This window comes from Malonomonas rubra, from assembly GCF_003247215.1.
Taxonomy (GTDB): domain Bacteria; phylum Desulfobacterota; class Desulfuromonadia; order Desulfuromonadales; family Geopsychrobacteraceae; genus Malonomonas; species Malonomonas rubra_A.
In genome coordinates, this window is the sequence record NZ_QKAP01000066.1 from 1 (window position 1) to 23,802 (window position 23,802).

A 23,802-nucleotide genomic window follows, 5' to 3' on the forward strand; every position below is an offset into this window, starting at 1 on the left:
TCGTCGTGTTGATTGCTCTGTTTATGCACAGTTTTATCAGCTCACGCCGGGAATCCTCTGCTAGCCCGAGCTAAAAACCTGTGACAGAACAGCCCTGAAGTTGCTTTTTTTCGTTTCAGAACGGCAACGAAAAAGAGCCACCTACGCAAACCAACAATTGCATCTTCCTCATTTCGAGGCACTATTAAAATGAAGAGAAAGATACGGTTCGCTAATCGTATTGGGGGAAGTCATGAAACTGTTGAGCTATCTGGTGCTAATCGTGCTGCTGAATCTGCTGGTCGCCTGTGCCAGTTTCCGCAGTGAAAATCCGCTGAATCTCAAGTGCCCAGATTGCGGATACATTTGGGATCGTACACCGACCCAGGGAAATTAACCGCGGGCACCATCCGTTTCCATAAGCTGGCAGATAACCCGTACACTCCCCTTAACCAGTTTATGCTAAACTTGGTTTCTAGCTGAATTTCTCCCGCACACTGGAGCCACTTATGCCACGCTGGAAAAAATATTCGCTAATTAGCATCGGTTCTATCCTCGGACTGTTACTGCTTTCGATGCTGATCGTCCCCTGGCAAATCAAGGCCCAGGGAAGTAAATGGTTTGCCGAAAACACCACCCGCAAACTGAGCATCGAAAAAGCTTACTTCAACCCATTCACCCTGACCGTCGAAGTCAAGGGGGTCAAGCTCACCGAACAGCAGAGCCAACAGACCTTTGTTGCTTTCGATCGCCTAATGTTCTCCGGCAGCGTACGTTCCCTGATCGACCTTGCCATTATCCTCGACCGGGTCGAACTCGATGCCCCTTACGTCAATATCGTGCTGCTCGGAAAACAGGAATTCAACTTCTCAGATTTCAGCAAGCTAGGAGAAGGAAAGCCGCAACCTGTTCAGGATGAACCAGCTGAACCGCTAATGTTTTCCTTCAACAATATTGTGCTCAGAAATGGCAAGATCGATTTCACCGATCAAACTTCAGAACAAAAGTCGCATCACCAGATCAGCGAATTGAGTCTTGCGGTTCCCTTTATCGGCAATGTGTCTTACCTGACCGATGAGTACGTGAAGCCACAAATTCGGCTGCTACTTAATGGCTCAGAGATCAGAGCCGTAGGGCAACTGAAACCGTTCCACAAGTCGCTGGAAACTTCCCTCTCGCTGGTGCTAAACGAAATTAACTTGGCATTTTACGCATTCCATTCGCCTTTTCCGCTACCGATGGAGGTAGAATCAGGCGTGCTCGATACCCAGATCGATCTGAGCTATCGGATTTCCACCGACGAAGAACCGAAGCTGCTGCTCAACGGCGAGCTGGCGCTTTCCGACATCGACATCCGGCTACCGGATGACAGCAATCTGTTCCGGATGCCGACCCTGATCCTCGAACTCGACTGGTGCGATATTTTTCAGCAGGATTTCAAGGTGGTTTCCCTCGATATTTACGAGCCGGAACTATTCGTCAACCGGAATACGGAAGGAGAATGGAATTTTCAACAGCTCCTGTCACCGGCCCAGGAAGAGACCGTTGCAACTGCTGAAGCAACCGAAAGGGCGGAACCGGACAAACTCCCCGCCCTGCAACTGGCGAAGCTGGCGCTGTTCAACGGCAAAGTCCACTTTCAGGATCAATTTCCGCCGGGTGGCGTGAGCGAGGAACTGCACGGGATCAACCTGCACCTTTATCATCTCTCAACCCTGGCCGAGCAGAAAACCGGTCTGAGCTTCAGAATGACCAGCGATCGGGAAACAACGACCGAACTCAGCGGCGAGTTCGGGGTCAACCCGCCGACCGCAGCGGTCGATCTGGTTGCCAACGGCATTTTGTTGGAACCCTACTATCCCTATCTGGCGAAATTTTTAACCGCCCCTATCAGCGGCGTGCTGAACTTGGCCACCCGCGTTAACTACACGGCGGATAGCAACATACAAGCCCAGCAGGCACAATTGGCCCTGCACGAGCTGAAAGTGCCATTTGCCGGCGAAGATCAGTTTACCCTCGCCAACCTGCACCTTACCGGCGGCAACTTCGACCTTCAGCAGCGCAAGGCATCACTGGCAAAGGTCGAACTAAGCAATGGCAGATTGCAGGCTTCGCGGCTGGCTGATGGTAGCCTATCGCCGTTGAAGTTACTGCGTCCACAACCGGAATTGCCTGAATCATTCCCTGAAAGTAAGACCACATCTGCACCTCAGTTCGCGGTGAAAATCGATCAGATCGAATTGTCCGACTTCGATTTAGGATTCGTCGATCAGAGCCTGACCAGAAAACCTGAACTAAAAATTGACGATTTAAACATCAACCTGGCCGACCTGGCCTATCCAAAATCGCTACAAAGCCCGTTTAAAATAAAGGCCCGGCTGGGCAAGAAGGGAAGTGTCGCGCTGACCGGGAAAGTGGCCCACAGCCCTTTGCGGGTCCAGGCACAAACCCAGGTAAAAGAACTAGCGCTGGCCGATTTCAACGACTTCCTGCCGGAGAATGTCAACGTTCGTCTCAAAGATGGCAAATTCTACACCAACATGGCAGTCAAAATGCAGGAACAGCCTGAAACGTTTGCCGGCAGTTTTGCAGGGAGCATCACCATCGGTGATTTCAACCTGCGCGACCCGCTCGACAATGGCGAACTCCTCACCTGGAACAGCCTGAACCTAAACAAGATCAAAGGTGAACTGGCACCCTTCAAGCTGGCAATCGAGGAAGTTGTGCTGAGCAAATATATGGCTAAAATTCAGATTGATCAGGAGGGACGGGTCAACTTGGCGAATGTCACCGCAGCGGAACAGTCGGCTGAGAGCGAGGAGCAACCGGAAGCTGAACCAGAACCGGTTGAAATTGTCGTTACCGAAGAACCGGACGAGGCAACTCCGCCGCCCCATATCCGCATCGATGCTCTGACTCTGCAGGGCGGCACGGTTTCCTTTACCGATCGGTCGATGCCGACCACCTTCAGTGCCACCATGTACGAGCTTGGCGGAAGGGTGACCGGCATGGCCTCCGAAGAAGAGATGCAGGCCGATGTCGACCTGCGCGGCGAACTGGAGAACCATTCGCCGTTGAGCATCAGCGGAAAGTTGAACCCGCTGAGCAAAGATCTATTTGCCGATCTGACCATCAAATTCAAAGATATCGACCTGGCGCCTATGACTCCTTATTCAGGCACCTATCTCGGCAAGGTGATTGACAAGGGCAAGCTATACCTCGACTTGAGCTATCACATTGAGCACAACAAGATCAAAGCCGACAATCAGATCATGATCGATCAGTTCACCTTCGGCGATCCCGTGAAAAGTGACAAAGCGACCTCGCTGCCGGTCGGGCTGGCAATCGCCCTGCTAAAGGACAGCAATGACGAAATCCACCTCGACGTACCAATTTCCGGCGACCTGAACGATCCCAGCTTTAGCATCATGGGCACCATATTTACGGTCCTGAAAAACTTGCTGGTCAAAGCGGCCACTTCCCCCTTCTCGCTCCTCGCCTCCATGCTCGGTGGTGGCGATGAAGACTTCACCAGCCAGAACTTCGACTACGGGCTGGCTAAACTGGACGAAAAACAGACGGAAACCCTTGGAAAACTAGCAGAGATGCTGGAGAAGCGCCCGTCGCTGATTCTGGAGCTCAGTGCCTACGCAGATCCGGCCAATGATCCGGAGGCCTATCGTAAAGAGCAATTGCGACAAAAGATGATCGACGCCAAGTGGCTCGAAATCAAGGACGAGGCTGGAGCGCCGCAAAGCCGCGAGTTGGTCGAAATCACCCCTGAGGACTATCCGGAATACCTGCTGCAGGTGTACGAGGAAGCTGACTTCCCACGGCCGAGAAATTTTGTCGGCCTGCTGAAAAAGCTACCGGAGCCGGAAATGGAGAAACTGCTGCTGGCCAACATCCGCGCAGATGACGCCGAAATGCAGGCGCTGGCGCAAAAACGGGCGTTACAGGTGCAGGAGGCGTTACTGGCTGAGAACGAAGAGATCAAACCGAGAATCTTTTTGAAAACCGTCGACATTTATCAGCCGGCGGAAAAAGGTCCGAACAGCAGAGTCGAGTTCAATATCAGCAGCAAATGAAACTCCTCATCCTTTTATTCCTGCTCCTGTTTGTTCCGACTAAAGGTTGGGCTGAACTTCAGATCACCGGCAACCTGACTCAAGGCGGTCTGGTTCGAGGTCAGGCAGCTCCCGGCAGCCAGATATTCTATGGTGAGCGACAGCTCAAGCTATCCGGTGATGGGAAGTTTATCCTCGGTTTCGGCCGAAATGCAGGGCTGAGACACAGCTTGACCGTAATCGCCCCGAACGGCGAAGTGACCACCGAAAACCTGCAAATCACCCCTCGCGAATATCAGATTGAAAAGATCGATGGGATCAGCGAGCGGCTGATGGCTCCGAACGAGGAGGATTTACTCCGCATCCGCAGTGAAGCGCAGCAGGTGCAACAAGCACGCAGTTATGACAGTGACCTGCCGTTTTTTACCGAAAGCTTCATCTGGCCAGTCTCCGGATTGATCAGCGGCGTTTACGGTAGTCAGAGGATTCTTAACGGCGAGCCGCGCCGTCCCCATTTCGGTGTCGATATCGCCGCCCCGAAGGGAACCCCGGTTGTCGCACCGGCCAGCGGCAAGGTCCGCTTGGTTCACCAGGGAATGTTTTTTTCCGGCAAAACGCTGATCATCGATCACGGCCACGGTCTCTCCTCCAGCTTTCTGCATCTGCAGAAAATTCTCATCAAATCAGGGCAGCAAGTTTCGCAGGGAGACAAAATCGCCACCGTCGGTGCTACCGGCCGGGTCACCGGCCCACACCTTGACTGGCGCATCAACTGGTTTGACAAGTACCTCGACCCTGTTCTAATGGTATCTTCTCCGCCGAAATAACCTGTCATATATCAGTAAATTTTACGCTTGGAGAAGGTCGAACCGAGTACATTGAAGGTGTTTTCAACGATAAATAACGCGTGCTCATCGGTCGTAAAAACGATTTCCTCCAACCGCTTCAGTTGAATATTGTTGATCACCACCATCAACAGTGTCCGGTTCTGCTTGTGATAGGCGCCGACCGCAGGCAGCATGGTGGCGCCTATCTTCAGGTGGGTCAATACCTGCTCGGCAATCTTCTCCGGTTTGGCCGAGATGATGAATGCCATCTTGCGTTGGTTGAACATCGACAGGCAGTAGTCGACTGCTGCCGAGCAGACAAACACGGCAATCATCGAAGCGATCACCAGATCGTGATCAAGGCTGGCGAAACTAAGCGAAAACAGCCCCAGGTTGAAGCCGAAATAGACCTTGCCGACTCCGATGTTGAATTTCTGGTTGAGAATCACCGCCGCCACATCGAGTCCGCCGTTGGAACCGAGCGAACGCAGCACCATACCGGCTCCCGCGCCGAGCAGGGTACCGAACACCAAGGCCGCATAGAGCTGGTTACCGATCTGAATCTGGAAATTGATTAGCTGATAAAACAGCGAGATCAGAACCATCGCCAGAGCACTGTAGCCGAGAAAACGGCGGGAGATGAAGATGTAACCAAGGACAAACATCGGCACGTTGAGCAGCACATACAGTAGGCCCGGATTCAGCCAGCCGGTCTGGTAGAAAATCAGCGAACCGACCCCGAACAACCCTCCCGGCACAAACCGATGCGGCGTGGCGATCCCCTTTAAGGCCAATGCCTGGATCAGCGAGCCGATCGCTATCAGGCCGCAGTTCCAGAAGATCGAATAGACAAATTTGCTTTTCTCACTGCTCATGGCATATCCTCCTCAAAGGGCGGCACGTTGCGCTTCCTAGTCAAACATGTCAACGCGAAAAATACAAATCGACTTCATCTGCAAGGTTCTCAGGCATGGCCCAATTTGAACTGATTTCAGAATACCAGCCGCGCGGCGACCAGCCGCAGGCGATCGAAGAGCTGATTACAGGCATCGAGCGCGGCGACCGACACCAAGTGCTGCTCGGCGTCACCGGCTCCGGCAAGACCTTCACTATGGCTAACGTGGTGGCAAAACTGCAGCGACCAACCCTGGTGCTGGCCCACAACAAGACCTTGGCGGCGCAGCTCTATGGTGAATTTAAGGAGCTATTCCCGAACAACGCCGTTGAGTACTTCGTCAGCTACTACGATTATTATCAACCGGAAGCCTACGTCCCCTCCACCGACACCTTCATCGAGAAGGACAGCTCGATCAACGAGGAGATCGACAAGTTGCGCCACAGTGCCACCCGCTCGCTGCTGACCCGCCGCGATGTGCTGATCGTCGCCTCGGTCTCCTGTATCTACGGTCTCGGCTCTCCGGAGGCCTACTACGGCATGCTTGTCAACCTGCAGGTCGGGATGGAGATGGACCGCAACCAGTTCCTGAAAAACCTGGTCGAGATTCAGTACGAACGCAACGACATCGACTTCCACCGCGGCACCTTCCGTGTGCGAGGCGATTCTGTTGAGGTATTTCCAGCCTACGAGGAGAAACGCGCCCTGCGGATCGAATTCTTCGGCGACGAGATCGATGCCATCAGCGAGATCGATCCGCTGCGCGGTGAAGTAATCGACCGGCTTAACCGGACCGGCATTTTCCCTGCCAGCCACTACGTCGCCACCAAGCCGACGTTGGAAAGGGCGATCAAAGAGATTCAGGACGAGTTGCAACTGCGCATCCAGTATTTCAACGAGCGCAACATGCTGCTAGAGTCGCAGCGGATAGAGCAGCGCACCCTGTTCGACATCGAGATGATCGAGGAGATGGGCTACTGCCAGGGGATCGAAAACTACTCGCGCTTTCTCGACGGCCGCCGAATCGGCGAACCGCCGGCGACCCTGCTCTCCTACCTCCCGGATGACGCACTGATGTTCATCGACGAGAGCCACGTCAGCGTCAGCCAGGTTGGCGCCATGTATCGCGGAGACCGCTCGCGGAAAGAAACCCTGACCAACTACGGTTTCCGCCTGCCGAGCGCCCTCGATAACCGGCCGCTGATGTTTGATGAGTTCGTCGCCCGCCAGCCGCAGACGGTTTATGTCTCCGCCACCCCAGCCGATTACGAGATGGAGAAGGCAGAAGGCGTGTTCGTTGAACAGGTGATCCGTCCGACCGGACTGGTCGATCCGCCGATTGAGGTCCGTCCCGCCAGCGAGCAGGTTGATGACCTGATCGAGGAGATCCGTACCACCGTCGGCAAGGGAGCGCGGGTGTTAGTGACCACCCTGACCAAGCGGATGGCCGAAGATCTGACCGGTTATCTACAGGAGCTCAGTATCAAAGTCAACTACCTACACTCCGATATCGACACTCTCGAGCGGATGCAGATCATCCGCGCCCTGCGCGAGGGAGAGTTCGACGTGCTGGTCGGCATCAACCTGTTGCGCGAAGGGCTCGATATCCCAGAAGTGGCACTGGTGGCGATCCTCGACGCCGACAAGGAAGGTTTTCTGCGCAGTGAGCGCTCATTGATTCAGACCTGCGGCCGCGCAGCGCGTAACGTCGATGGCCGGGTGATCATGTACGGCGACAAAATAACCCGCTCGATGCAGGCCTGTATCGACGAAACCGAACGCCGGCGCACCAAACAGCTCGCCTACAACGAAGAACACGGCATCACCCCGCAGTCGGTGAAGAAGTCGCTGCGTTCAATTCTGGAGGATATTTCATCAAAGGATTACGTCGAATTACCACAGGACGCGGAAGAGAGCGCTACGTACGGCGATCCAGACGAGCTGAAAAAGCAGATTGCCGTCCTCAAGGAGCAGATGATTGAAGCCGCCGCCGACCTTGACTTCGAACGCGCCGCCGAGTTGCGTGACCAGATGCTGGCGCTGGAAAAAAGAGAATTAGCATTGCGTGGTTAATTTTGATCAACAAGGTATACTTATTTCGAGCACGGAATCTTCTTTCACCGAACGGGGGAGACGATGAGATCTATTCTTTTTTTGCTGATTTGTTTTGCCTTGATTACCTTCAATCCTGCAGTTGCCAAGTCGGGCGAAGAAGGGAAAAAGGAAAGGAAAACCTATCAGGAAACGTACCAGAAGAAAAAATATGACAGTGACGGAAAAAATTATGAGGTGGAACACGAGTACCGATACGACAGCAAAGAAGACGAACGGGAAATGGAAGAAGAGCGGCATCGGGTAAAAGAACAAAAACAGCTGAAAGAGGATAAGGCTCCAAAAGGCCTCGAAAAACAGCGCGAGAAAAAAATGGAGCAGGAGCAGAAAGAATTAGACAAAGGGTCTGAGCAAGGGCAAAAAGCCCGTGAGAAAAGCAAGAAGTGGTGGAAATTCTGGGGCAGTGACAACGAGTAGCCGTGGAGCAGTTCCCGAACGAGCCTGAATCTCCATGGCTGTAGCCTTCCACCCGACATCGTCAGTTGGCCAATTAATTTTAGAAGTTACCGCAATGAGTGCTGATTTGCCTTTGACGGGATAAGTACTTTTCAGTGGAATCGAATGCCTGCCCGGCAGATATGGTTATCCATCGGAGCAGCCCAGGCAACCAACCCTGCCTTGCCGAACGATGCATCGGCAAACCTGACCGGTTGCGATTCCTTCAACGGGTATTTGGTAATCAGACCGAGACCTCCATCGGAAAGATCGGTCACAGTCGCGTTAACCCGCTTTTCTCCCACGATGCCCCAGTCCGACGCATCGACCAGAAGTTGTACAGCTTCAACATATGAATTCCGTAGCGATGTCCTTTTTTCGGACCCCGATCCCATCGCGTCGATCGCTTCCGGTTTCTTGCGCTCATGCTCATAGAGGCTTCGTTCGACCAGAATTTTCAGGATATCAAGGTTAAACGGTTTTTCGATCAACTGCCAACTTCCCCGCTTGCGCGACGCTTCAACCTTTTCGAGCAAAGCAGAATATTTGGTTTTGCTGTCGCTCATCAAAATAACCGGGATATCAGGAAAACGCTGAGCAATGATCTTGAGTAGCTGCACGCTCTCTTCATCGTTCATATCGAGAGCCAGCAAAAACAGGTCGAAGTTGAAGATCTCCATTTTCTTCAACGCTTCCCCAACACTGGCAGCAGTTATGAAATAGGGCCCTGTATTCCGGTAGGTTTGTGAGACAGCCAAATGGATCAACATTTCGCTGTCGATCAGCAAAACTTTAGGGGGCGCAATTTTCATTGGGGCTTTTCTCCTGAATTCTCTTCCACAGTGGCAATCACGATTAGACAGTTTCCAAGATAAGCAAAAGCCATTCCAAAGTTCCGCCATAAATGTATCAACAACCAGTAGGACTTCCCTCGGCAAACAAGACTGAGATAAAAATAATAAAATTTGAAATTAACGAAAAAAAAACGGAGAAGTCACCACCACAAAAAGCAACCTCGAGAAAGAGCTTTTCTTCTTATAATAGGTATTGTTTTAATTAGTTAAACTCATCTTAGCATTGTTCCCTCCAGGGCCGCTGTGCCAGCTCATTAAATAAAATGGACCGGCCCGAGCCTTCCTCCGCACTGCGATTCAAATGAAAAAAAAAAGAATCTATTCCTGACAGAGCCTGACTGGCAGCCATCAGATACATGCTTCCGCTTCAGCTTAATACCTCATCTTTACAGAAGTAAGCAGGGATTTCACCAATCCGTCAGGCCATATAGCGAATCATTCTGATGGTCGCATTGTACAATATATATTTCAGTACTTACCGCGCTTCGATGTCCACAACTCGGGGCCGACCTCGCTACTGAAACGCTCAACCAGTTCTTCAAGTTGCCGCGGGGACAGGGTTACTTTGCCATCAGGAAGTTCCATCGAACGCTGCTTGCCAACGATCAAGCGTTCGTAAACGCGCATGGCCGATTCTGCATCCTGATGGCAATATTTGATCAACCGGGAGAGAACTTCATGATGAGTATAATAGCTTTCGTTCATAAGGTACCTCTTAAAAACGGTAAAATCCTGCGAACTTTCCCTCCTCATTGTATCATTCAATGATCATTTAAACAGCCGGACTACCGTGGGCAAACCGATAAGCACTGGTCAAACAATCAGATTCTGGGTTATCCTCTGCGCCTTTGCCACTACGATTAACATTGGAGAAGTAAATGATTATTGATTGGTACCCGGGACATATGAAAAAAGCCCGGGCACAGATCGTCGAGATGCTGCCGCTGATCGACCTGTTCATTGAAGTGCTCGACGCCCGTCTGCCACACAGCAGTTCCAACCCATTGCTGGGTAAGCTGCGCAAGGACAAGCCCTGCATCAAGGTGCTGAACAAGAGCGACCTGGCCGATCCGACCATCACCAACGCCTGGGTCAATCATTTCGACAAGCAGCAGGGCATCAAGGCGCTACCGCTGGAAGCGACCGACCGGCGTAGCGTAGGCCTGTTGCCGAAGCTGTGTCGCAAGCTGGTGCCGAATCGAGGACAGAAAGGGCAAAAACCGTTGCGGGTGATGATCATCGGTATCCCGAACGTCGGCAAGTCAACCCTGATCAACACCCTGGCCGGCAAAAAAATAGCCCGGGTCGGCGACAAACCTGCGATCACCACATGCCCGCAGCAGATCGATCTACGCAATGGAATCCTGCTTTCCGACACGCCGGGGCTGCTCTGGCCGGTACTGGACGATCAGGCTGGTGCCGGCCGACTGGCTGCCAGCGGCGCGATCGGCGAAAACGCCTACGACACCGCTGCGGTTTCTCTGGAAACAGCAAATTTTCTCGGGGAAAGATACCCTGATCTACTACAGAAGCGCTACAAGCTACAAGAGATCCCGGCGAACGCGACCGAAACCCTGGAAGAGATCGGTCGCCGACGTGGCTGTCTGGTCAGTGGAGGGGAGGTCGACCTGCACCGGGCGGCGGAACTGCTGCTACGCGAACTGCGTGGCGGCAAGATCGGCCGCATCAGCCTGGAACGACCAACCGATATTAGGATTATCGAAGAAAAGGAGAACGGTAATGAAGAATAAAGCAAAAAGTAAGGACATCTACGTTGCCGATATTTCCTTCGATGCCGGCGAAGAGGACTTGCGCAAGCTGTTCTCGGTCTGTGGCACAGTTAAATCTGTCCAGCTGCTCAAAGATAAGCGCAGCGGCCTGTTCAGCGGCCGCGCTTTCGTACGTATGGCGAACGAGACGGAAGCCAAAAATGCGGTCAATACCCTTGACGGTGCCCTGCTGATTAACCGCTGCATAAGGGCTTCTCTGGCCCGTGACAAGCCCCCTCTGCAAACAGCCGAAGCCAGGCCGGAACCTCCGCAGAGAAATAAAACGAGGCGGAGAAGATAACTGCTTCTTAAAGAATGTATATCAATTAAAAGAGTTATTTTATCCGTTTGATTCTTACCTTGACCACCGGGTTGCGCCAATCCATATTGGCAGCATTTAGGTCACCAACCCCGTGAATCCCGTTATGTATATGGATAAACCCTTCCGCGCCCTCGGTAACCCGCAGGTTCTGATTTCTGCCTTCAGCGCAGGGGAGGGCTGGAACGTCGATGCAAAGCTCGGTGTTGGCTTCCCTGCCGGCGTCATAGACAACAACACTGATTTCTTTAGCGAGGAAAGGTGTGCTGGTGCCGGCAATACCGACGAAAGCGTCATTGGTCGCAGCCAGCATGCTGGTCAGCGACAGCTTACTGTAAAGCCCTTGACCTTGACCTGGAGGGTCAGCGACTCGCCGGGGAAGATCAGCCCATCACCGGCCATGTAATCGAACACATCATTACGGGTGCCGAGCAGCGCTATCAGCGGCTGCAGATCGCCCCCTTCCGCCAGCGCGACCAGCCCATCGCTGGCCCCCTGTCCGATCTCGAGCGGCTTGAAGCTGCCTTTGAGGCTGACCACCAGAGGCGGCGTCAGGGGTTGCATTTTACTCAGGTTGGTAGTGGTCACGGTAGGCTGTACTGTTAGCTCCTGCAGCCAGGACGGCTAAGCCGTCAACAGGCCTATTATCAGCGCCATGCTGATCACAAAAACTGCCTTAAAATGATTCATAGGATTCCTCCTTCTGATTTCGGTTGGCTCCTGTTCCTCAGGACAGCGTTCCCTTCCGGAAATTTTTGCGCGCGCAATAACACAGATCTATAAACCAACCGGTGGCTCAACCTTCGCGATCCTCCCCCCAAACCCGATCGAGGAAGCGATCCCTGCCCGAGCCGTACCTGTAATATTTGTAACGTAGAGGGTTCTTCTTGTAGTAATCCTGATGATAATCCTCAGCCGGGTAGAACGGACCGGCCTGAACGATTTCAGTGATGATCGGCTGTTTGAAGCGCCCGGACGCGACCAACTCGCGCTTCGAGGCTTGCGCCTGCTGCATCTGATCATCATTGAGCGGATATATGCCGCTACGATACTGTTTGCCGCGATCAACGAACTGTCCGCCGGCGTCAGTCGGGTCGATCTGCTGCCAGAACACTTCCAGTAGCCGCTGGTAGCTGATCAGTTGCGGATCGAAGGTCACCTCGACCGCCTCAGCGTGGCCGGTTCCGCCGGCTGAAACCTCCTTGTAACTCGGATTCGGCCGGTTGCCTCCCGTATAGCCGGAGACCACCGCGATCACCCCCGGCAGCTTCTCGAATGGCGGTTCCATGCACCAGAAGCAACCGCCAGCAAAAATTGCCCGGCTCAAGCCACTGGAATCGGTCATCATTTTGTCCATTTTCTGCGGTTCTTCGGCCGACCCGACCAACCAGGCGCCAGCCGCCAGCCCAACCACAGTCAACGATATCATCAAGATACGTTTCAACATAACCGCAACCTCCGGGACTATTTGTCCAGTTTGTAGAAAATCAGGGATGCTGAGTTGATACAGTGACGCTTGCCGGTCGGGGCCGGGCCATCGTCAAAAACATGTCCGAGATGCCCACCACAGCGGGCGCAGATCAATTCGTTGCGGGTTATGAAAAAGCTGCTGTCCGGCCGGATCTTCACGTTTTCGGGAGCGACCGGCTGATAGAAACTCGGCCAACCGGTGCCCGACTTGTACTTGGTGTCAGAGAGGTAGAGATCCAGACCGCAACCGGCACAGCGGTAGACACCATGCTCATTATGGTTCCAGTACTCGCCGGTAAAAGCCCTTTCCGTGCCTTGCTCACGCAGAATATGGTACTGTCGATCGCTCAACAGCTTTTTCCACTCTGCGTCACTTTTGACCACCCGCTCGGTTCCGATATAACCACCGTCTTCCACCGAATAAACCCTGATCTTGCCAGCAATACCCTGCATCTCGTCATCTCCGGTCGCCGGTTTACTGAAGGTCATCCAGAACAGCGCCGCAGCGCCTAAAACCGCCGTAAATATCGCTAAAATCCTCATCGCTATCTCCTTTATTCTTCCTTTCCCCATCTTACCATTTATCCGGCAATAACAATTCACAGCGACCGGAGCTAGAAACATGTTCATGACCGACCGTTGAAAACAGCCTAGCAGAACCAGATAAAGCTGAGATCAGGGTTATTTAAAGATTGGATAAAGATTTTCTTGGGATCAGATCGCGGCAGGCAGCCGCACCCAGATGCGAGTCAGACCGGCGCTACTTTCCGCACCGACCTCACCACCATGGGCTTCAATCAGCTCTTTGACGATCGATAGGCCTATACCAGCGCCCCCCTGGTCACGGGAGCGTGAGCGATCGGCGCGGAAAAACCGTTCGAAGATGAAGGGCAGGTCTTCAGCGGCAATGCCGGGACCGTTGTTGCTGATACCGATTTCGACCATCCCGGTCTGCTGGAAGGCGCTGATGACCACCTGCCCACCTGCCGGTGTGTAGCGCCAGGCATTCTCCAGCAGGTTGCGCAGCGCCTGCAACAGCTTGTCGAGATCTGCGTAAACGACCAACTCAGCTGGATCAATCTCGACCTGCAGCTGCAACTGTTTGGCAGAAAGGCGAGGTTCAAACAGGCTTTGCAGCTGCTCGACCAGGGTGACCACCAACAATTCCCGCCGTTGCAAAAAAGCTTTGGCCGCTTCCGCCTTGGCCAATTGTTGCAGGTCGTCAACCAAATGGACGAGCCTCAGAATCTCACTTTCCAGCATCTGGAAGGTCTTCTGTGAGGGGGGGATCACCTGATCGCTCAGCCCCTCCAGGTAGCCGCGCAGGTTGGTCAGTGGGGTGCGCAGTTCGTGGGCGACATCGGTGACCATGTTCTTACGCAACTGCTCTAGCCGCGCCAGAGAATCGGCCATGCAGTTAAAGGCCAGACCGAGCTGACCGACCTCGTCGCTGGAGACCACCTCGACCCGATTGTGAAAATCACCGGCGGCAAACTCCTGAGAGATCCGGGTCATCTGGCTCAGCGGTCGCAACACCCGCCGGGTCATCAGGAAGCTGAGCAGCAACGCCAGGGCCAGTGCCGCCAGCGCCGCCCATAGCAGGTAGCGATGCACTGACTCGATAAACATCTGGTGGCTGTCGGTCGGCTCGATCGCGTAGTTTTCCATCAGGCGCATGAAATAGGTCGCCGCCAGATTGTCGATCGCCAGCCAGATCACCAGGATGGTCACCCCGATCACCGGGATAATATTCAGCATTAGTTTCCAGAGCAGGCGTCGCTTCATCACTCTTCCAGTTCGGCAAAGCGGTAGCCAAACCCGCGCACGGTTTCAATAAAAACCGGTTTGGCCGGGTCAGGCTCGATCTTCTGTCGCAGCTTGTTGATGTGTACATCGATCACCCGCTCGATGACCGCCTCTTCCTGTTCGTAAAAGTGCCGCAGTAACTCGGAGCGGCTATAGACCCGGCCGGGGGTGGTCATCAACGTGCGCAGCAGCTTGTACTCAGAGCCAGTCAGACTGATCGGATGGCCGTCGCGGCTGACCTTATGCTTCTCCGGGTCGAGCAACAAGCCACCCTGCTGCAGTACCGGGCTCGAGCTGGTTTCCAATGGCCTCACCCGGCGCAGGATCGCCTTGACCCGCTCAACCAGCTCGCGCGGACTGAACGGCTTGACCACGTAATCATCGGCACCAAGGGAAAAGCCAAGCACCCGGTCAAGTTCCTCCTCACGGGCGGTTAAGAACAGGATCGGCACCGCCGAGGCGCTGCGCAACCGACGGCAGATCTCCATCCCGTCGAGACCGGGCAGCATCACATCGAGGACCACCAGCTGCGGATGCCGATCAAGCGCCGTCCGCAAACCGCGCTCCCCATCATGTTCGATTAAGGTGGCAAACCCTTCACGCTGCAAGTAGGTGGCCACCAGCTCGGCAGTATTCGGGTCATCTTCGACGATCAGTACGGTGCGTGCCGTTTCTACCATTTTCGGCTCCATTGGAAAAATCACTGTTGTTTTGCAATCTTAACAAACCTCGCTTGCGGCTGCTTGGCGCCCACCGAAAAATAACCCTGCCGATAAACATTAAAATGCTCGCATGTTAGCAAAAAGCTGCTAATCTTCTAGACTTAATCTTTCATTTAAAGGAGAAAACCCATGCTTTGGAAATGTAAAGTCATCGTCCCGTTGCTGTTACTGTTGCTGGTCTGCTTTATCAGCAGCGCCGTCGCCGACGAGTTCTTAGCTGTTAAGCTCGGCTACCAGCTGCTCAGCCCAAGTGGAAGCATTGCCGGTTCCCTAAACGGAATTGGCCAGAAAGCTGATCTAGAAAAGGATCTAAATCTCGACGACAGCGAAGACATCACTGCAGAAATCGCTTTCAACTCGGGGGACTTCCATCTGTCCTTCGGCTATTTACCGATCGAGTTCTCCGGCACCGGCACCCTGAGCGTCCCAGTTGTAATAGGTGAACAAACCTTCAACATCGGAACCGATGTAAATTCTGACCTGACTATCGATCTATATGATATCGGCTTCACCTACTACCTGATTAATCTAGATGATCTGCCTACTCGCTTCCAGCTCGGCCTGGAACTAGCGGTCAAGATTGCCGATGTTGAAGCGACTTTGACAGAATCACTTGGGGTTCTGACCGCTACCGAATCGGTCACGGCACCGATTCCGACGATCGGCGCCCGCGCTCGCGTTGCGCTGGCCGATTTCCTCGGCCTGGTCGGCCGCATCGGCTACCTGGAATATGACAGCAACCACTTTGTTGACGCTGAAGCGCAGCTCGAATTCTCACCGTTGCCGACAGTCGGCATTTATGCCGGCTACCGCTATTTCGATCTGAAGATCGACGATTCGGATCTTTTTATCGAGACCGACTTTTCCGGTCCTTTTGGCGGAGCTTTTGTCCGTTTTTGAGACTTCCTCTACAACAGTCGGCGGGTAGCTTCGGCTACCCGCTGGTCACAGAAACCTGGTCTTCCCCCTACCCAAAAGAAAATCGGTCAAGCTATAATCATTACTAACCTGTATGTCACTCTGCTAGCCAAAGGGGGTCACAATGGCGAAAGTCATTCCTTTTCCGAATCTCCACAAACATACCAGCGACATGGTCGAAGAAATCATTGCCAGCCGGATGCCGCACAAACATCCTGATATCCTTAAGTGTCTGAAAATAGAGATGACCGAACTGGTGAAAAAATATTTCACCAATAAAGAGCTATCTTTGTCGGTGGAATTGCCGCGCGACCTGAGTGAAGAGCAATTCACAGCGGTTGAAAAGGGCATCCAGAAAACGATCGCCGAGCACAATCGCTGGACGAACCGGCGCACCAACCAACTGTTTCTCGATCTCTGCATGTCGCGTATGACCATCTGCGAATTGCGGCATCAGCTGCAAAAAGAGCGCTGATACTTCCTTCCCTGTCAATGGCTGCTATGCTTTATCTATTCGGCCATTTCCCCTTGGAGTGGAATTATGCACCAGCAGTATGACCTGATTATCCTCGGAGCGGGAACAACAGCCTATGCCGCAGCAAGAATGGTTGCGGAGCAAAACCGAAAAGTGTTGATGATCGAACAATCCCAGGTCGGCGGAACCTGCGTCAACTGGGGCTGCGTTCCAAGCAAAACCCTGATCCACAAGGCGGAGATGTATTACGCCGCGCAGAAAGGGGAACGCTGGGGGTTGAACCTGAGCGCCGGTCGCCCCGACTGTCCGACCTTAATGGACCTGAAGCGCACCGCCGTTGAAACCCTGCGCAATGATCATTATCGCTACGAAGCGGCGCACACGAAAAACCTCGATCTGCTTTACGGTCGAGGCCGTTTCGTCGCCACTGATGAAATTGAAGTTGAAAATGAACGCTTTCGCGCACCGGATATCCTCATCGCAACCGGCGGCAAAGCCCGTGTCGCACCGATCCCCGGTCTTGAAACGGTCAAATACCTAACTTATCACAGCGCACTGCACCTGCCCTGCTTCCCAAAATCGCTGATCATTCTCGGCGGCGGGGTGATCTCACTGGAAATGGGGCAGATGTTCGCCCGCTTCGGCACCCACATCACCATCCTGGAACGCGGCCCCAAACTACTGGCAGAATTTGATCCGCGCTTGACCGAGCAATTCCGCGCCATGCTGCAGAATGAAGGAATCCGCATCCTCTTCAACGCCGAAGCCGAGCGACTTGAGCAGAGTAGTGACCATGTCTGCCTGCATGCCCGGATCGACAACAAACCGACCCAGCTCTGCGCCGAACGCTTCATGTTCGCTATCGGCACCACCCCGGCTACTGAGGATCTCGGTCTAGAAGAGGTCTGCGTCGCCACTGACAAGGACGGCTTCATCAAGGTCGACAACCAGCTCCGCACCAATGTCCCCGGAATCTGGGCAGCCGGCGATGTGACCGGCAACCCGATGATCGCTCCAGCTGGTGCACGGGAAGCGCAGATCGTGGCAAAGAACATCCTCGACCCGCAAACCACCCACAGCATCGATCACCGCTGTTCACCGATGGCGGTCTTTGTCGATCCCGAGTTTGCGACCGTCGGGCTGAACCGTGAACAGGCCGAAACACAAGGCTATCAGGTTGTCACTACCTACCTCGGCCTCGACCGTGTTCCCAAGGCCCATGTCATGGGTGAAAAGCTGGGCGGATTTCTGTTGAATGCTGAGCTGGGCAGCGGCAAGGTCCTCGGCGTGCAGATGCTCTGCCCGCGTGCTGCCGATATCATCCATGAAGCAGCGCTGGCAGTACGTTTCGGCCTTACAGTGGTCGATCTGACGACCACCGTTCACGTCTATCCGAGTATCAGCGATGGGCTGCGCCAGGCAGCGCAGGAAAACGCCTTCACTCAAGGACTCCTCTAAAACGCTCCCGTCAATTTTAAACCCCTGTTTGACTATTCGGCTCTTTCCTGTTTTACCCAGCTCCCGCATTGTGTATACTGCGAACCACAAAAAGTTGATTTTTTACCCTTTATCACCGATTCGTCATGGCTCAATACCTGTTTTCTTTTGTCAATCGATTGAAGATCCGCGACAAGATGCTGGTGGTCATTCTGCCACTGGTCGTGGTGCCGATTTTTCTGCTTGGCGGAATGATTGGTTACATCGCCACCGAGCAGGCCTACGAGGGGTTAACCGAAACCAGCAAAGCCGACCTTGACCACATGGCCAGCTTCACCCTCGATCTTCTTGATGGCCATTACCGCCAATTCGAGGTTTACCGCCAGGACAAGAAAAAAATTGTTCAGCAGGAGATGCGATCGCTGGTCGACCTCGCCTATACCTTGGTCAACGAGCAGCAACGGCAACTGGACAAGGGCGAGATCAACCTGGAAACGGCCCAACAAGCCGCACGCAACAGCCTTAATAATGTCAGTATCGGCAGCAGTGGCTACCTGTTTGCCATCGACTCCGCAGGTGCGCTTCGTGCTCATCCAGCGCTGGAAGGCAAAATTGTCATCGACTCGCAGGATGAAGAGGGGCGCTTCTTCATCCGTGACATGATTGAGCAAGCGCTCGCTTCCGACCCGAATGAAGTTAACTTTACCATTTATCCTTGGCGCAACGAAGCCCTCGGCGACAAATATCTGCGCGAAAAAATCGTTGCCTTTCGCTACTACCCGCGCTGGGACTGGGTGATTGCCGCGGGCGGCTATCTGGACGAAACCTACGAAGATCCAAAATTCGAACAAAAAGCAATGCAGACCCTGGCCAACCAGATCAAAAGCAAAAAGGTCGGCAAAACTGGTTACATCTTCTGCATGGACAATACCGGCACCTTAACAATCCACCCCGATGAGGAGGGGCGCAACATCAGTGGAGTCCGCGACTCCAACCACCGCCCGTTCATCGCCGAGATGCTGCAGAAAAAAGATGGCTGGATACGTTATCCATGGCGCAATAAGGGAGAAGCAAAGGAACGGATGAAAATCGTCCGTTACCGCTATTTCAAGCCTTGGGACTGGATCGTTGCGGTCGGTAGCTATGAGGACGAATTTTACTCGACCGCCAACGCCCTCAAATGGCGGATCGCCACCCATGTGTTTTTGCTGCCGCTGATCATCGGCCTGATCGCCGCAGCCCTGGTCTTCCTCGCGTCGAAAATGCTTACCGACCCGATCCACCAGATGATTACCGTCATCCGCCGGGTCAAACAGGGGCGTCTTGATGAGCAGGTTCCAGTTGAGAGCCACGACGAGCTCGGTGAACTGGCGATCTCCTTTAACCGCATGACCCGTATGCTGCGCAAGAACAAGGAAATGGAAGCGGCCCTCGCTCAACAGGGGAAAATGGCTTCGCTTGGAGTGCTATCTTCAGGAGTTGCCCATGAAATCAACAACCCGCTCGGGGTTATTCTCGGCTACGCAGGTTTTCTCGAGAAGAAAATTCCAGAGAGTGACCCGAACTACACTTTCATCCACGAAATCAAGCGGGAGAGCAAACGCTGCAAGAAGATCGTTCAGGATCTGCTCAGCTACGCCCGCACGCCAAAGCCGGTGCTGGAGCAGACAGACCTGAACCGCCTGTTGCGGCAGATCATCGAATTCGCCGGCAACCACATCGACCTCTACCACGTCAATATCTTGCAGAACTTGTCCGAACATTTGCCGATGGTGCCGGCAGACGGCGACCAGCTCCGCCAGGTCGCCATCAACCTGCTGCTGAACGCCGGCTCGGCGATGCCGAATGGTGGGGAGATCCGGGTCCACACGATGCTGGACGAAGATCACTACATCCGCATTGAGTTTGCCGACAACGGCGAGGGGATTACCGAGGAAAACCTGGAGAAAATCTTTGAGCCGTTCTTCACCACCAAAGCGCGTGGCACAGGACTTGGGCTGGCGATCACCAAGCAGATTATTGATATGCATCAGGGGGAAATTTTTATAGACTCTGAAATTGGACAAGGGACGACTGTGGTGATCCGCTTGCCATTAGTTCGGGAGGAATACTGAGGAACCCTAAACGATTGAAACACCCCGAAGACAGCGGATACCATCCGGACGGTTTTGATGCAGGGCTTAAGAAAAGAGAAAATAGCATGTCAGCAAAAAAAATCATGATCATCGACAATGAAGAAGGCCTCTGCCGGATGATGGAAGCCGTCCTGATGGATGACGGCCATGCGGTCCGCTCTTTCACCAATCCGCTTGAAGCGGTCGAAGTCTTCCGCCCCGGCATTTGGGACTTGGTGATCAGCGATATCAAAATGCCCGGCATCGACGGGCTAGAGGTTCTGCAGCGGATCAAAGTGGTCGAGACCGACATTCCGGTAATCATTATTACCGCTTTTGCCACCGTCGAGATGTCGATCCAGGCTCTACGCAAGGGTGCTTACGATATGCTAACCAAGCCGTTCGAGCCGGATGAACTGCTGTTCCGGGTGCGTAATGCCCTCAGCCACAATGAGCTGCAAAATGAAAATAAGCATTTGCGCGAAGAGTTGGCCGGAAAATTCAACTTCGGCAACATCATCGGCGCCTCAATGGCACTGCAAAAGCTGCTGGAAAAGGTCGAAAAGGTTGCAATCCGCGATACCTCAGTGCTGATTACCGGAGAATCCGGAACCGGCAAGGAATTGATCGCCCAAGCGATCCATTACAATTCACCTCGCAAAGAGAAACCTTTTATCGCGATTAACTGCGGCGCAATCCCCGACTCGGTTCTGGAAAGTGAGCTGTTCGGCCACAAAAAGGGTTCCTTTACCGGTGCCGACAGTGACAAAGAAGGGCTGCTCAAAGCTGCTGACGGCGGCACACTGTTCCTAGACGAAATCGGCAACCTGCCACTCAACGTGCAGAAAACTCTGCTCCGTTTTCTGCAGGAGCAGGAATTCCGACGGATCGGCGATACCCAATCGACGCAAGTCGATGTGCGCCTGATTTCTGCCACCAATGCCGATCTGACCAATGACGTCGAAAAAGGTGCCTTCCGCGAAGATCTATTTTACCGTCTCAACGTTATCAACCTACACCTGCCACCACTACGGGAACGGCGCACCGATATCCCACTATTGGCCGCCCACTTTATCGACCTGCAGAATAAAAAATTCAACACCAGCATCAAGGGGTTGTCGGCAGAGGCGCAACGTGCTGCCAGTGAGTACAGTTGGCCGGGAAATATTCGCCAACTTAAAAACGTGATCGAAGCCTGCCTGACCATCGAAACCAAAGAGCAGATCGACCTGACCACCCTGGCTCAATTTATCGAAACGGAAGACAAGCAATCTGAAGAGGATGATTACAACCAGGCACTCGGACGCTTCGAAATCGACTATCTTCGTCAACTGCTCCGTTCAGTCGATGGCAATATCGAAGAGGCGGCCCAGAAAGCAGGTATGAACATGGCCACCATCTATCGTAAATTAAAAAAATACGGTCTCCGCAAAGAGGATGTCCTTGACTGATTTGCAAAAAGACCGGGTTGTTCGTTTGCAAAAACGCAAAGCCACCTTATTGCCGAATCAACATCTTGTAAAATATGGCTTTTTTTGCAATTTCGGCGTAGAAAGACAAATCTGAGTCACTTTTTTTTTTGCATTAACGCAAATCCTCCTGCCGTCACCCTGCGAAAACAATCCCCGTCATAAAGGGAAAACACACCTTGTTTTATTAGCTTACATATCTTTTTCGAACTTTCGTTAAAACCGGGCACACCCTTTGCTAAAACAATGTCTCATAGAAAAACCTCTTTTAGGGGGGTGGAAGGAAATGGTTCCAACCTCCCCCCATTTTTTTTTGGAGGTCAACATGCCAACAGAATTACCTGCTGTACAAAATAAAATCCCCAGCCTAGGTCTCATAGCGCTCGCCTTAACCATCAGTACCTACGCCTTCAGCCAGACTGGCCTTTACCACACTCCAGCATCGACCTTAGGAACGGTGTTATCGATTGGCGGCGGCATGCAAATTATGGCCGGGATGCGCTCACGTCAAAATGTCGGGTATTCAGCAACAACAACCATGTTGCCCCTCGGCATGTTTTGGTTGTCGCTGATCGGTTTCGAAGTTTTCCCCCAGCTTGGCTTCGGTCAAACCCCGAAGGCCGTCACCATGGTCGCCTACCTCAGTATGTGGGGCCTGTTTTCCGCAATCCTTTTTCTCGGCAGTTTCCAGCAAAGCCGCGCCCTGCAACTGGTTTTTTCCGCCCTTATGTTCTGCCTGCTGTTCCTCGCCATGGGAAAACTCCGCGATAACCATGTGTTCCTGGTGATCGGAGGAATTTCCGGCATCGTCTGTGGCCTGTCCGCCGGCTACACCGGTTTTGCACAACTGTTCAATCGGTGGTTGGGACGCTCGATTTTTCCGATCGGTCAATGGCGGGGACAACTTGACCCAAAGAGCGAAGAGCAGTTCACGCCTTGAAAAAAAAACTGTTTTGATATAATTTGTAAAAATCGCCAAACAGAACGGCTTTTTATTTCTTTACAGGATCTCAAAGTGAACGTGAACCTAAGCCAGCAAATGACCCTACTCGGCTTAGCAGCAATGGCGTTTTACGCTGTCATGCTGGCTACGGGGGTCGTTGATCTTGACGTCATGCCGCAGTTTATGATTTCCGCAGTCATCTTTTTGTCGTCTGGACGCATAATGCGAATGGCAGCCCGCAACCTCCCGCAGAAAGAGGATGATGAAGAGGAAGAGGCCAAAAAGAAACCGAAAACCGAAACTGACTGGCATTGGCTTAGCCAATTCCTTAACTGGTCCATGGCCCTGATCATCCTCGGCCTGCTGGCGCTCTGGATAATGAAACCGGTGGGCGTCTCCTTGGTTGATGCCATCCAGCAGCACAGACCGAACTCTCAGCCCTATTTCTCAGACTTCATCCCCTAGAAAGATCCCCAGACACCATAGACAAGGAAGCCCGGCAAAACAGCCGGGCTTTCTTTTTCTCTCTTACCAGAAACAAACTACGGAGCAACAACCGGGTTCCCCTTATCAATCCAGTTCCGAATCCCCTTGCTGACATTATAAACCTTCCGGTAACCGACCTGTTGGTCCATAAACTTGCTGACCAATCCAGTCCGCCGACCGGTGCGGCAGATCAGCACAACCGGCTCATCCTTCCCAGCTATCGGCGCTAGTTTCGCCAACCAAGAATCGGCATCGTAATTACCGCTGGCATCGAAAAAGGTCAGCAGATGACTCCCCTTTACGATGCCGGTCTCAGTCCATTCCGGCGCGGTACGAATATCGACCAAAGGAACCTTCTGCGCCAGCAATTCCTGTAATTGAGCGTTATCAACTTCGACCACTTCCGCATATCCTGCCATCGGTAACAAGCCTAAAAAAAGCAGCCAGAGCATAAACTTCATATCGAAACCTCCCCAGTAAATTGTTGAATACAATATGTATTCTACCCAATCAGATTAATTCAAGTAAGGGGGGGATGCTTACAAACCACAACAAAAAAAGAAAGGGCCCTGCACTCGGCAGGGCCCCTTGATCACTTTATTGCAGCTCAGTATCAGTCTTGAGCGCTCTGCAGAACCAGATCTTCCTCTTCTGCGGTAACAGTTTCCGGCACCTCGACAGTGGCCTTTTTCGGGCGCAGCGAGA

General features: G+C 53.1%; 24 protein-coding genes. 14 read left to right on the forward strand and 10 right to left on the reverse strand.

Translation table 11 applies throughout. The features are described 5' to 3' along the window. Window positions 1–232: 232 nt before the first annotated feature. The 3 genes from Q7J88_RS06385 to Q7J88_RS06395 all read left to right on the forward strand — a co-directional run bounded on the left by Q7J88_RS06385 (window position 233) and on the right by Q7J88_RS06395 (window position 4,873). On the forward strand, window positions 233–376 hold the full coding sequence (locus Q7J88_RS06385; protein ID WP_303721325.1) for a hypothetical protein: 144 nt from the start codon (window positions 233–235) through the stop codon (window positions 374–376). Between the two features lie 112 nt (window positions 377–488). After that, the gene (locus tag Q7J88_RS06390) at window positions 489–4,067 is read left to right on the forward strand and encodes a DUF748 domain-containing protein (protein WP_303721326.1); all 3,579 of its coding nucleotides are present in this window, start codon (window positions 489–491) and stop codon (window positions 4,065–4,067) included. Beyond that, on the forward strand, window positions 4,064–4,873 hold the full coding sequence (locus tag Q7J88_RS06395; protein ID WP_303721327.1) for a M23 family metallopeptidase: 810 nt from the start codon (window positions 4,064–4,066) through the stop codon (window positions 4,871–4,873). Before Q7J88_RS06390 ends, Q7J88_RS06395 begins: the two co-directional genes overlap by 4 nt. A gap of 11 nt (window positions 4,874–4,884) precedes the next feature. On the opposite strand, the gene Q7J88_RS06400 is transcribed toward Q7J88_RS06395, so the two are convergent. Then, window positions 4,885–5,748 carry a YitT family protein gene (locus tag Q7J88_RS06400; protein WP_303721328.1) on the reverse strand — a complete coding sequence of 288 codons (864 nt, stop codon included), beginning with the start codon at window positions 5,746–5,748 and terminating at the stop codon, window positions 4,885–4,887. Between the two features lie 95 nt (window positions 5,749–5,843). Here Q7J88_RS06400 and uvrB point away from each other — a divergent pair, with 95 nt between their 5' ends. Both uvrB and Q7J88_RS06410 read left to right on the forward strand, forming a co-directional pair. Next, the gene (uvrB, locus tag Q7J88_RS06405) at window positions 5,844–7,841 is read left to right on the forward strand and encodes an excinuclease ABC subunit UvrB (RefSeq protein ID WP_303721329.1); all 1,998 of its coding nucleotides are present in this window, start codon (window positions 5,844–5,846) and stop codon (window positions 7,839–7,841) included. Between the two features lie 63 nt (window positions 7,842–7,904). Then, window positions 7,905–8,297, forward strand: a complete 393-nt coding sequence (locus tag Q7J88_RS06410) for a hypothetical protein (RefSeq protein WP_303721330.1) — start codon at window positions 7,905–7,907, stop codon at window positions 8,295–8,297. A 131-nt stretch (window positions 8,298–8,428) separates the two neighbouring features. On the opposite strand, the gene Q7J88_RS06415 is transcribed toward Q7J88_RS06410, so the two are convergent. Both Q7J88_RS06415 and Q7J88_RS06420 read right to left on the reverse strand, forming a co-directional pair. Beyond that, complete coding sequence (locus tag Q7J88_RS06415) at window positions 8,429–9,127, reverse strand: response regulator (protein WP_303721331.1); 699 nt, start codon at window positions 9,125–9,127, stop codon at window positions 8,429–8,431. Window positions 9,128–9,637: 510 nt separating this feature from the next. Then, window positions 9,638–9,874, reverse strand: a complete 237-nt coding sequence (locus tag Q7J88_RS06420; RefSeq protein WP_303721332.1) for a hypothetical protein — start codon at window positions 9,872–9,874, stop codon at window positions 9,638–9,640. Window positions 9,875–10,047: 173 nt separating this feature from the next. On the opposite strand from Q7J88_RS06420, the gene ylqF reads away from it, so the two are divergent. Together ylqF and Q7J88_RS06430 are read left to right on the forward strand one after the other, a co-directional pair. Continuing rightward, a complete protein-coding gene (gene ylqF, locus Q7J88_RS06425; protein ID WP_303721333.1) occupies window positions 10,048–10,920 on the forward strand; it encodes a ribosome biogenesis GTPase YlqF in 873 nt (290 codons plus the stop codon). Then, window positions 10,910–11,239, forward strand: coding sequence for an RNA-binding protein (locus Q7J88_RS06430; RefSeq protein ID WP_303721334.1), 330 nt, complete (start codon window positions 10,910–10,912; stop codon window positions 11,237–11,239). The genes ylqF and Q7J88_RS06430 overlap by 11 nt, the downstream gene beginning before the upstream one ends. 34 nt (window positions 11,240–11,273) lie before the next feature. On the opposite strand, the gene Q7J88_RS06435 is transcribed toward Q7J88_RS06430, so the two are convergent. From Q7J88_RS06435 to Q7J88_RS06460, 6 genes are all read right to left on the reverse strand, one after another. Continuing rightward, window positions 11,274–11,570 carry a spondin domain-containing protein gene (locus Q7J88_RS06435; RefSeq protein ID WP_303721335.1) on the reverse strand — a complete coding sequence of 99 codons (297 nt, stop codon included), beginning with the start codon at window positions 11,568–11,570 and terminating at the stop codon, window positions 11,274–11,276. Between the two features lie 5 nt (window positions 11,571–11,575). Continuing rightward, complete coding sequence (locus Q7J88_RS06440) at window positions 11,576–11,845, reverse strand: spondin domain-containing protein (protein ID WP_303721336.1); 270 nt, start codon at window positions 11,843–11,845, stop codon at window positions 11,576–11,578. A 208-nt stretch (window positions 11,846–12,053) separates the two neighbouring features. Beyond that, window positions 12,054–12,704, reverse strand: a complete 651-nt coding sequence (msrA, locus tag Q7J88_RS06445; RefSeq protein ID WP_303721337.1) for a peptide-methionine (S)-S-oxide reductase MsrA — start codon at window positions 12,702–12,704, stop codon at window positions 12,054–12,056. A 17-nt stretch (window positions 12,705–12,721) separates the two neighbouring features. Continuing rightward, entirely contained in the window at window positions 12,722–13,270 is a 549-nt protein-coding gene (msrB, locus tag Q7J88_RS06450) for a peptide-methionine (R)-S-oxide reductase MsrB (protein WP_303721338.1), read from the reverse strand. A gap of 171 nt (window positions 13,271–13,441) precedes the next feature. Continuing rightward, complete coding sequence (locus Q7J88_RS06455) at window positions 13,442–14,512, reverse strand: cell wall metabolism sensor histidine kinase WalK (protein ID WP_303721339.1); 1,071 nt, start codon at window positions 14,510–14,512, stop codon at window positions 13,442–13,444. Continuing rightward, entirely contained in the window at window positions 14,512–15,213 is a 702-nt protein-coding gene (locus Q7J88_RS06460; protein ID WP_303721340.1) for a response regulator, read from the reverse strand. The genes Q7J88_RS06455 and Q7J88_RS06460 overlap by 1 nt, the downstream gene beginning before the upstream one ends. Before the next feature lie 171 nt (window positions 15,214–15,384). Between Q7J88_RS06460 and Q7J88_RS06465 the strand changes: the two genes are divergently transcribed. From Q7J88_RS06465 to Q7J88_RS06495, 7 genes are all read left to right on the forward strand, one after another. After that, window positions 15,385–16,155, forward strand: a complete 771-nt coding sequence (locus Q7J88_RS06465; protein ID WP_303721341.1) for a hypothetical protein — start codon at window positions 15,385–15,387, stop codon at window positions 16,153–16,155. A gap of 142 nt (window positions 16,156–16,297) precedes the next feature. Continuing rightward, a complete protein-coding gene (locus Q7J88_RS06470) occupies window positions 16,298–16,648 on the forward strand; it encodes a hypothetical protein (protein WP_303721342.1) in 351 nt (116 codons plus the stop codon). Between the two features lie 66 nt (window positions 16,649–16,714). Then, the gene (locus tag Q7J88_RS06475; protein ID WP_303721343.1) at window positions 16,715–18,106 is read left to right on the forward strand and encodes an NAD(P)/FAD-dependent oxidoreductase; all 1,392 of its coding nucleotides are present in this window, start codon (window positions 16,715–16,717) and stop codon (window positions 18,104–18,106) included. Between the two features lie 125 nt (window positions 18,107–18,231). After that, window positions 18,232–20,199: a cache domain-containing protein gene (locus Q7J88_RS06480; protein WP_303721344.1), complete on the forward strand. Its 1,968-nt coding sequence runs from the start codon at window positions 18,232–18,234 to the stop codon at window positions 20,197–20,199. Between the two features lie 86 nt (window positions 20,200–20,285). Next, complete coding sequence (locus Q7J88_RS06485) at window positions 20,286–21,650, forward strand: sigma-54 dependent transcriptional regulator (protein ID WP_303721345.1); 1,365 nt, start codon at window positions 20,286–20,288, stop codon at window positions 21,648–21,650. Window positions 21,651–21,993: 343 nt separating this feature from the next. Then, complete coding sequence (locus tag Q7J88_RS06490; protein ID WP_303721346.1) at window positions 21,994–22,608, forward strand: acetate uptake transporter; 615 nt, start codon at window positions 21,994–21,996, stop codon at window positions 22,606–22,608. A 75-nt stretch (window positions 22,609–22,683) separates the two neighbouring features. Beyond that, window positions 22,684–23,076 carry a hypothetical protein gene (locus tag Q7J88_RS06495; protein ID WP_303721347.1) on the forward strand — a complete coding sequence of 131 codons (393 nt, stop codon included), beginning with the start codon at window positions 22,684–22,686 and terminating at the stop codon, window positions 23,074–23,076. Window positions 23,077–23,153: 77 nt separating this feature from the next. On the opposite strand, the gene Q7J88_RS06500 is transcribed toward Q7J88_RS06495, so the two are convergent. After that, window positions 23,154–23,558, reverse strand: a complete 405-nt coding sequence (locus Q7J88_RS06500; RefSeq protein ID WP_303721348.1) for a rhodanese-like domain-containing protein — start codon at window positions 23,556–23,558, stop codon at window positions 23,154–23,156. Window positions 23,559–23,802: the final 244 nt, after the last annotated feature.

Excerpts from the sequence above, each read along its gene's own strand:
- Q7J88_RS06385 (WP_303721325.1), top strand. The coding sequence starts at position 233 with ATGAAACTGTTGAGCTATCTGGTGCTAATCGTGCTGCTGAATCTGCTG.
- Q7J88_RS06390 (WP_303721326.1), top strand. The coding sequence starts at position 489 with ATGCCACGCTGGAAAAAATATTCGCTAATTAGCATCGGTTCTATCCTC.
- Q7J88_RS06395 (WP_303721327.1), top strand. The coding sequence starts at position 4,064 with ATGAAACTCCTCATCCTTTTATTCCTGCTCCTGTTTGTTCCGACTAAA.
- Q7J88_RS06400 (WP_303721328.1), bottom strand. The coding sequence starts at position 5,748 with ATGAGCAGTGAGAAAAGCAAATTTGTCTATTCGATCTTCTGGAACTGC.
- uvrB (WP_303721329.1), top strand. The coding sequence starts at position 5,844 with ATGGCCCAATTTGAACTGATTTCAGAATACCAGCCGCGCGGCGACCAG.
- Q7J88_RS06410 (WP_303721330.1), top strand. The coding sequence starts at position 7,905 with ATGAGATCTATTCTTTTTTTGCTGATTTGTTTTGCCTTGATTACCTTC.
- Q7J88_RS06415 (WP_303721331.1), bottom strand. The coding sequence starts at position 9,127 with ATGAAAATTGCGCCCCCTAAAGTTTTGCTGATCGACAGCGAAATGTTG.
- Q7J88_RS06420 (WP_303721332.1), bottom strand. The coding sequence starts at position 9,874 with ATGAACGAAAGCTATTATACTCATCATGAAGTTCTCTCCCGGTTGATC.
- ylqF (WP_303721333.1), top strand. The coding sequence starts at position 10,048 with ATGATTATTGATTGGTACCCGGGACATATGAAAAAAGCCCGGGCACAG.
- Q7J88_RS06430 (WP_303721334.1), top strand. The coding sequence starts at position 10,910 with ATGAAGAATAAAGCAAAAAGTAAGGACATCTACGTTGCCGATATTTCC.
- Q7J88_RS06435 (WP_303721335.1), bottom strand. The coding sequence starts at position 11,570 with ATGCTGGCTGCGACCAATGACGCTTTCGTCGGTATTGCCGGCACCAGC.
- msrA (WP_303721337.1), bottom strand. The coding sequence starts at position 12,704 with ATGTTGAAACGTATCTTGATGATATCGTTGACTGTGGTTGGGCTGGCG.
- msrB (WP_303721338.1), bottom strand. The coding sequence starts at position 13,270 with ATGAGGATTTTAGCGATATTTACGGCGGTTTTAGGCGCTGCGGCGCTG.
- Q7J88_RS06455 (WP_303721339.1), bottom strand. The coding sequence starts at position 14,512 with ATGAAGCGACGCCTGCTCTGGAAACTAATGCTGAATATTATCCCGGTG.
- Q7J88_RS06460 (WP_303721340.1), bottom strand. The coding sequence starts at position 15,213 with ATGGTAGAAACGGCACGCACCGTACTGATCGTCGAAGATGACCCGAAT.
- Q7J88_RS06465 (WP_303721341.1), top strand. The coding sequence starts at position 15,385 with ATGCTTTGGAAATGTAAAGTCATCGTCCCGTTGCTGTTACTGTTGCTG.
- Q7J88_RS06470 (WP_303721342.1), top strand. The coding sequence starts at position 16,298 with ATGGCGAAAGTCATTCCTTTTCCGAATCTCCACAAACATACCAGCGAC.
- Q7J88_RS06475 (WP_303721343.1), top strand. The coding sequence starts at position 16,715 with ATGCACCAGCAGTATGACCTGATTATCCTCGGAGCGGGAACAACAGCC.
- Q7J88_RS06480 (WP_303721344.1), top strand. The coding sequence starts at position 18,232 with ATGGCTCAATACCTGTTTTCTTTTGTCAATCGATTGAAGATCCGCGAC.
- Q7J88_RS06485 (WP_303721345.1), top strand. The coding sequence starts at position 20,286 with ATGTCAGCAAAAAAAATCATGATCATCGACAATGAAGAAGGCCTCTGC.
- Q7J88_RS06490 (WP_303721346.1), top strand. The coding sequence starts at position 21,994 with ATGCCAACAGAATTACCTGCTGTACAAAATAAAATCCCCAGCCTAGGT.
- Q7J88_RS06500 (WP_303721348.1), bottom strand. The coding sequence starts at position 23,558 with ATGAAGTTTATGCTCTGGCTGCTTTTTTTAGGCTTGTTACCGATGGCA.